The sequence below is a fragment of the Paenibacillus prosopidis genome (genome assembly GCF_003337375.1).
In the GTDB taxonomy this organism is placed as follows: Bacteria; Bacillota; Bacilli; order Paenibacillales; family Paenibacillaceae; genus Pristimantibacillus; species Pristimantibacillus prosopidis.
In genome coordinates this window covers 1-7,112 of the sequence record NZ_QPJD01000041.1, presented here as the reverse complement: position 1 = coordinate 7,112, position 7,112 = coordinate 1, and the positions used below count along the sequence as shown (strand labels likewise).

7 protein-coding genes are annotated in these 7,112 nt (G+C 37.5%); all 7 read left to right on the top strand.

Annotated features, from left to right (window positions below):
* Window positions 1-266: 266 nt before the first annotated feature.
* The 7 genes from thyA to DFP97_RS29675 all read left to right on the top strand — a co-directional run bounded on the left by thyA (window position 267) and on the right by DFP97_RS29675 (window position 7,017).
* Window positions 267-1,100: a thymidylate synthase gene (gene thyA, locus DFP97_RS29710; RefSeq protein WP_114384273.1), complete on the top strand. Its 834-nt coding sequence runs from the start codon at window positions 267-269 to the stop codon at window positions 1,098-1,100.
* Window positions 1,101-1,343: 243 nt separating this feature from the next.
* The gene (locus tag DFP97_RS29705) at window positions 1,344-1,697 is read left to right on the top strand and encodes a chromosome partitioning protein ParB (protein WP_114384272.1); all 354 of its coding nucleotides are present in this window, start codon (window positions 1,344-1,346) and stop codon (window positions 1,695-1,697) included.
* A gap of 275 nt (window positions 1,698-1,972) precedes the next feature.
* Window positions 1,973-2,980, top strand: a complete 1,008-nt coding sequence (locus DFP97_RS29700) for a DUF3221 domain-containing protein (protein WP_114384271.1) — start codon at window positions 1,973-1,975, stop codon at window positions 2,978-2,980.
* Window positions 2,981-3,213: 233 nt separating this feature from the next.
* Window positions 3,214-3,756: a hypothetical protein gene (locus tag DFP97_RS29695; RefSeq protein ID WP_114384270.1), complete on the top strand. Its 543-nt coding sequence runs from the start codon at window positions 3,214-3,216 to the stop codon at window positions 3,754-3,756.
* 181 nt (window positions 3,757-3,937) lie between these two features.
* On the top strand, window positions 3,938-4,780 hold the full coding sequence (locus tag DFP97_RS29690; RefSeq protein ID WP_114384269.1) for a tyrosine-type recombinase/integrase: 843 nt from the start codon (window positions 3,938-3,940) through the stop codon (window positions 4,778-4,780).
* Window positions 4,781-5,378: 598 nt separating this feature from the next.
* The gene (locus tag DFP97_RS29680; protein WP_114384267.1) at window positions 5,379-6,404 is read left to right on the top strand and encodes a hypothetical protein; all 1,026 of its coding nucleotides are present in this window, start codon (window positions 5,379-5,381) and stop codon (window positions 6,402-6,404) included.
* A 145-nt stretch (window positions 6,405-6,549) separates the two neighbouring features.
* Window positions 6,550-7,017, top strand: coding sequence for a hypothetical protein (locus tag DFP97_RS29675; RefSeq protein ID WP_114384266.1), 468 nt, complete (start codon window positions 6,550-6,552; stop codon window positions 7,015-7,017).
* The last annotated feature ends 95 nt before the right edge of the window (window positions 7,018-7,112 follow it).

Sequence of the window (7,112 nt, the reverse complement as noted above, 5' to 3'; positions counted from 1 at the left end):
ACGCCTCCTAAGGTGAGTTCTGAGGGCAGCAACCCAGTACATACTCATCCTAGCGGGGCGTTCGTTTTTCTGCAAACCGAATCTACTAACACCTACAGGAATGTTAACGGGTACGATAGTTACATATAAGAAGGGCTGCCGCGGGCAGCCCTTCGCTCAGTCAACGGGCAGTAGAGTTGAAAACATAAAAAGGAAAAGCCATAATCTTTCTAGAATTTAATAAAGCAATTTTCAATAAACACATGTATGATTTGGGGGCTCAAAAGATGGGGAAGGCTGATAAGATTTACAGTGAATTAGTAATTGATATTCTTGAAAATGGAGATTGGGACAAAGACCAGTACGTTAGAACAACATGGTCGGATGGTACTCCTGCTTACACGAAAAGTTTAATTACCAAACAGTTAAAATTTGAGAATTCAGAGGTCCCTATACTTACAACAAAAAGAGTACCATGGAAATCAGCAATACATGAATTACTATGGTTTTATGTAAAGAGAACAAGTGACTGCACCTATCTGGATGATAACAAGGTGAAAATATGGAAAGAGTGGACGAATACTAATAATAATATAGGAAAAGCATATGGGTATCAGTTGGGTAAACCAATTATGCTGAATGGCATGATCACAAACCAAGTTCATAATTTAATTGAACAGCTAATTAATAATCCAGCATCAAGAAGGCATGTAATATCCCTTTGGAATATTGATGATCTTGATCAAATGGAGCTATATCCTTGTGTTTGGAATAACCAATGGCTCATAAAACAAGAAGTTCTTCATTTAGTTGTAAATGCGAGGTCAAACGACATCGGTTTAGGGAACCCATTTAATGTATTCCAATATTACGTTTTACAGCGAATGATATCTCAAGTTACAGGATACAAATTAGGAACACTTACACTAAATATTAATGATGCTCATATTTACGAGAGACACATTGACCCATTGAAAGAACAGATTCAACGAGATGCATATCCTGCACCTGAACTTTGGATCAATCCAGAAATAAAAAAAATCGATGATTTTACTATAAATGATTTCGAGTTAATAAATTATAAATATCATCCATCAATAAAAATGGAGATTGCCGTCTAATTCTTCAAAGAGGTTTTATTGATAACGGGTACGATAGTTCAACGGACCTTGGAGCAATTTGCCGGCGGCAGCTGCTCCATTTTTCGTTAAGTTAACTGGCAGGTTAACGCAACGGCAGGAAAAAGGAATCCTAATCCCGAACTGTCAAAGAGAATGGGTTTATGTCTGATCACGATTTCCCTATCATGCCATTGAGTATTATGAAAAGCTGAGGTGATTATTGTGGGAGAGTTACTTTCACGAATGAAGCATAAACACGGAAGGATAATTGATGGAAGGCGACATTTCTGGGACGTAGAAAAACTGTGGGAGTTATCTAAGAACTTACCAGTTCTTAAAATCAAGATTGATTCAATAAAGGAACTTGATCAGGATTGTTGGTTTGCAGATAGTGGGAGTAGACCAATTCCAACTATACGAAATGTTGCATTTCATTGTCAGCGAATTATCAACGCAAACATGGAGTACCCAATATTATTATGTTCCGATGGACAATTAATTGATGGGGGACATAGAATTGCAAAAGCATTAATTAATGAAAAAAGTGAAATTGCTGCCGTCTATATTACATTACCGGCGCCGGACGTGATTCAATAAAGTACTCTTGTTCTGTAATGTTGCCTGTCCAAAAAACTGAAATTAGCTTTTGAATCTCCAAAGTAAGACCTAATGTGCGAATGTAATAATTAAACTAACGGATACGATAGTTTCATAAACAAACAAGACGAGGCTGCCGGTAAGATCGGCAGCCTAGCAATTGGGCAGGTTAGTGTAAATAAAAGAAGGCTAATATGCAAAGTGAAATACATCACCGCAACCTTACTTGTGGGTCAGGCGTCTATACCGACAACAAGATAATTAGGAGGGACGGAATGTTCAAGCTCATACTTTGCTGCACAGTCGTTGTTGGTATGTTGACGGCATGTGGTGTTAAAACTGAACCATCAAAAGTAGTTACAAAAAATGTTTCAAATGCTGAAATCGATTTCGAAGATCATGTTGCCTTTGAACACAAGTACCTTCCTATCGTTGAAAAAGCGATAAGGGAGATCTTTTCTGATGTTTCAATGTTTGAAAAATTCGGAGTATACTACATCTCTGACTCAGAGAAGATTTTGAAGATCATTTTTCTACTGGACCAGCCCAATTCAAAAGAAGTGAAAAAACTGAAGACCGTTTTGGAAGCCGAAATGGGTGATTACGTGGAATTTCGTGTATCTAAGAACCCTCAAGAAAAACTAAATAATATCCAGAACGAAATTACCAACACATTAAATGGTATGAAACTCCGTGGTGGGTGGAGCGTTAGCTCTGATATTATGAAACAAAAAGTAGTGGTGGAGGCCCATTTAACGGAAGAGCAGAGATCTCAATTAATGAATCAATATGGGGCAGATTTAGTTGAGGTTAAGATTAGTGGAGTAGTAACCGCAATGGTCGGGTATGTAGTTAGGGAAAAGGACGGGAAGATTCTCGTTGTGGACCCGAATGTTCAAGACTACGGTGCGCAAGGAGGCGAGAGTTTTCACTATACCGCATCATGGTATTCGAATGTTCCTCTTGATGTGAAGGTTGGTCAGAAGATTGAAGTTAAAGTAATTGAAGGACCCACAACTTCTCAATACCCAGGAGACAGCTCAGCAGAGAATGTAATCATTATCCCAAGTATAATACCAGACAATGCCAAGCTCCTGGAAGAGGAAGCCATTCGGAAAGCATTGGCTTCTAATGAGTATCAACAATCCATCGCGGCTGCAGATGGTTGGTTACCCGTTATTAAAGAAGCAAAATATAACGAAATGCAAAAAAATTGGACTATAGATTTTACAAATGAAAGTACGGATCAAGTGGTATCGATCGATGTCGAAGACAAACCTTAACACTCAGGTAACCTTTTGATGTGGGACGGGTACGGTAGTGGAGGAGCTTGCAGTGATGCAGTTCCTCTTTTTTCATTGAGTAAGGGCAGGATAACGCAGCAATATCACGAATTGTAAAAATATCAATTAAATTAATTGAGAAGGACTACGATATCATTACAGGCGATATCGGTTTAATATGGAAACTTGATGCTGAAGATCAGTTCTGGTTAAAATGCTGAAGGGGGAGGATTATGGAAATAAAATTCTTAATAACACTTACAAGCGATGAATTAGAAGCAGGTTTCCTGGAATTAGAGGAAATTGGATCTGTTGTAGGTTATATTGAATTAATATTTGGAGAATTTGTATATGGTTTTATTCCGGAGGTTCCAATCCCCCCTAATATGCAAGGTTTATTCAATCTTTCAATATGGTTTGAACAATTGACAGAAGCTTGTTTGATTTTAAATAATTCAAATTATGTGATTATAAACGATATAAACTCATATAACTCTTGGATTGAAATAAAAAAAGAAGCAGATAAACTTTATATTAGTGACTTAAAATCTACAAACAAGACGAATAAAGGGATGTTAGAACTACTTCCACTAGAGAGTTATAGAGAGGGTAAATGGAGGAATGAAATAGTAGATATAACCGATTTTGTTGGTAAAGTAAAAAATAGTGCAGAGAAATTCACAGAAGAACTATTGCGATTAAACAAGTATTACAATAACTTGAGATGGTTTCAAAGAATACAAGAAAACATTAAACAAATTAACAATTACAAGTAAATTGGATAATTAGGCGAATAATTCATATAACACACAAGCAGCGATCTGGTAGGGATGTTATCGCGTCCCTTGGGCATTAAGCTAACGGGTACGCTAGTTGAATAATCCAAATGCCAGCATAGATTAAACCCTCCCAATTCTAGTAAAGCTAGAATTAAAATAGTAATGGGAGGGTTTTGCTATGAAATTAAACGATTTATGGTTGCTGTATGAGGCTGATAAACGTATTTTGGGATTCAGTCCGTTCACGTTAAAGGCTTACTCTCTGCAACTAAAGATGCTGATCGACGAACTCGGTGATCTTGAAATCGAAGAAGTCTCATTAAATTTGCTAAAAGAGTACTTGGCCAAACAATCAGAGCGTTTAAAGCCAAGCAGCTTAGGGCATCGAATTCGATTTGTGCGTTCTTTGTTTCGTTTTGCATTTGAAGAAGGACATATCTTAAGGAATCCTTCCCTCAAACTAAGAGAACCAAAGATGGATAAACGCATCCCAAAATTTCTAATCGAGGAGGATGTTATACATCTTAAGATAACCTGTACATCTCCTCGTGAGCATGCTCTTCTAGAGTTTCTTTATTGTACAGGCTGCCGAGTTGGTGAAGTTCAGAAAATCAACATTGATGATATCAACTGGGAACATTGTTCTGCGATTGTTAATGGTAAGGGTTCTAAACAAAGAGAAGTCTATTTCACGACCGAATGCAAGGTATGGTTGAAAAGATATCTAGAGAGTCGTGAGGATTCGTGTAAAGCATTGTTTGTCACCGAAAACCATCCTACACGGAGAATGTCCATTCCAACGATTCGTTGGTCATTAAAAATGTTAGCAATTCGAGGAAAAGTTGTTGCTAATGTATACCCGCACCGGTTTCGCCATACCTATGCCTGTCAACTGTTAGATAACGGTGCACCATTGGAGTTTATCCAAGGGATGCTTGGGCACGAGAAAGCATCAACTACTCAGATATATGCTCAGCTACGGGGAGAGCGTCGTAGAGAATTGTATCGACGATTTTTTTAGGAGCCGTGCTTCTCCGCTAATGGCAGCATAGTGGAAATAACATTGTAAAAAAACAGAACTTTTGAGAAGATAAGTGTATCCGATAACGAGGAATTCAAGCTCTAGAAGGCGTAATCAACGGGAGGTCTTATTACATTGAAATTGAAATATTCCCTCTTTGGTGTGGTTGCTTCCTTAGGATGCATAATTCTATGTGTCATTTTATTGTTCTGGAATCCGTATTCAAGGACGCCAACGGGTCACGATACGGTTCTAATCATTTTTATAATGTTGATTTTTCCAGCATGTATAGGCATCTTATCCTCGTTTTTGAGAAATCGAATATTAATGTATATTGTATTTGCCTGGTCGTTACCTTATGGACTTTATTTATCTTTTGCGTCAATACCAAGTATTTGGAATCTTTTTAGTGTAGTCCTTATTTTATACCTCGTTTCCGCCATACGGATGGAAAGCTAATGTCGTTAAGACCGACCTTAGTTAAGCGAATGGATAAAAGAGAAAACACAATGAAGAGCAGAGGTATTTGAAGTAACGGGCAGGATACCACAACTTTCGATTCTAACTGCAAACACAATGAATGGGGAGCCTTCGTATAATGATAAAGAACTGTATGTATATGGTTCCAGTTGTTGCTGTCATTCTTTTATCCGCATGTACTGGGAATCCACAAGATATTCAAACTGCCCCACAAACAACCGTATCTCAAAAAACCAGCGAGTCAGCGTCAACCGATGAATATCCAATACTGGGATCTACTCTAGACGGTTGGACGAAGAAATATGGACAGCCTCAGGGTGAAAATCTAGTCAGATTCGAACAAGATTATATCTTGGTTAAATTTTTTGATAAGCCAGAAGCGTATGATATTTTCTTGCAGTTTGTATATTTAGATCAAAAACGTAGAACTTCCATCGAAGCGGATTCCGTTGTGAAACAATTCTTGCCAAAAGATTCGATAATCAAAGAGAAAGGAAAGAAAGAGTCTGTTGATGAAACAGGCCGATACTTTATACAAATTGATATTTACGATTCGCCTAGTTTAAAAGCGGTATTTGGTGATGGCCATGTTGAAGTTCGGAAAACGGTATGGACCGATTCTGATCCTAAGCCTGGAATCTCAGATATTCAACTAACTTACTTAACCAATGAAGATATTGAATTGATGGAAGAAATGTCAAACGAATCAGATAACGTCGATCAAAATGAATCAAATCTAGAAAACGAGGAACTAAATGAACTTATGGATTCTCTGTTACAGGCAAACAGGGAACAACTTATGCATCATAGAGATAATCTCGATACGATATATCGGGCAATAGTTGATAAATACAATAAACTAAAAGCGAATTATAATACATCAGAATGGTCAACATTCGTTAAACACACTCAGGATGACATTAACAAGCATCGGGACGAATTTATTAAAGTATTTGTTGATGTCAGACTTATTCCAAGTGAACACATCAAATTCGCCTTGCCCATAGCTGAATTATTTGCAAAACTTAAGCAAGATTTGATTATTGAAATGGGAAAAGACTTGGACGGGAAAACGAACGAATTGCCACAAATCACGAAAGAAATCGAGAACCTGTTTCATACATTAATGGATGATGGACTGTAGTACAAAGATGAGTTGTTAATCTAATGGATACGTTAGGTCAACTTGGAAAGGGCTGCCATAATGGTAGCATTTTCGTCTAACTGGCAATGATAACGGAGTAAATCGTGATACAATATGTAATTGCTCAAAGTGAGGTATCTAAACAATGGGACTGGTGAATAAAATTGAAGTCGTACCGATGAAGAGTGAGTACTGTAAAGTTGAACATCACACTATCGTCATTGATGGAACTCCTCTGGATTTATTGCTTCACAATTATTATCCTTCAAATAACCTTCTGGGCATGATCCCAACTATTATTGATTGGGTCTACGACCCGAAAGAGAAAGAATGTATTAAAGGAAGGTACAATTCAATAAGCAAAGAGGTTGTTTTGCCAGTACTAATGTGCCCAGATGATTGCGATTTGTTGTGTACAGTAATTGTTGCAAATGTAGTTAAAGCAGATGGGTATATAATCTGGAAGAAAGTCGGAATTGATATGAGTACAAGGGAAGATATGCTTCTTGGATGCGAAAGGATTGGTTCGAAAGTTGATTGGCTTGATAGGATCTCTCCAATGACTTTTGAGGAAGCACAATATAGTTCTCATCTCAGCAAAATTTATGATTGAGCTCCCTCAGAGAATAAGGTTTTTCTCACGAATGCTCGCTCATTCGCAGAATTTCACATGTATGTTTAAATAGGAGTTTAAAGGATTACATGAGA

What these genes read in the sequence shown, in the direction of transcription:
- DFP97_RS29705 (WP_114384272.1), top strand. Translation starts at nt 1,344, where the DNA reads ATGAAGCATAAACACGGAAGGATAATTGATGGAAGGCGACATTTCTGG.
- DFP97_RS29690 (WP_114384269.1), top strand. Translation starts at nt 3,938, where the DNA reads ATGAAATTAAACGATTTATGGTTGCTGTATGAGGCTGATAAACGTATT.
- DFP97_RS29700 (WP_114384271.1), top strand. Translation starts at nt 1,973, where the DNA reads ATGTTCAAGCTCATACTTTGCTGCACAGTCGTTGTTGGTATGTTGACG.
- thyA (WP_114384273.1), top strand. Translation starts at nt 267, where the DNA reads ATGGGGAAGGCTGATAAGATTTACAGTGAATTAGTAATTGATATTCTT.
- DFP97_RS29680 (WP_114384267.1), top strand. Translation starts at nt 5,379, where the DNA reads ATGATAAAGAACTGTATGTATATGGTTCCAGTTGTTGCTGTCATTCTT.
- DFP97_RS29695 (WP_114384270.1), top strand. Translation starts at nt 3,214, where the DNA reads ATGGAAATAAAATTCTTAATAACACTTACAAGCGATGAATTAGAAGCA.
- DFP97_RS29675 (WP_114384266.1), top strand. Translation starts at nt 6,550, where the DNA reads ATGGGACTGGTGAATAAAATTGAAGTCGTACCGATGAAGAGTGAGTAC.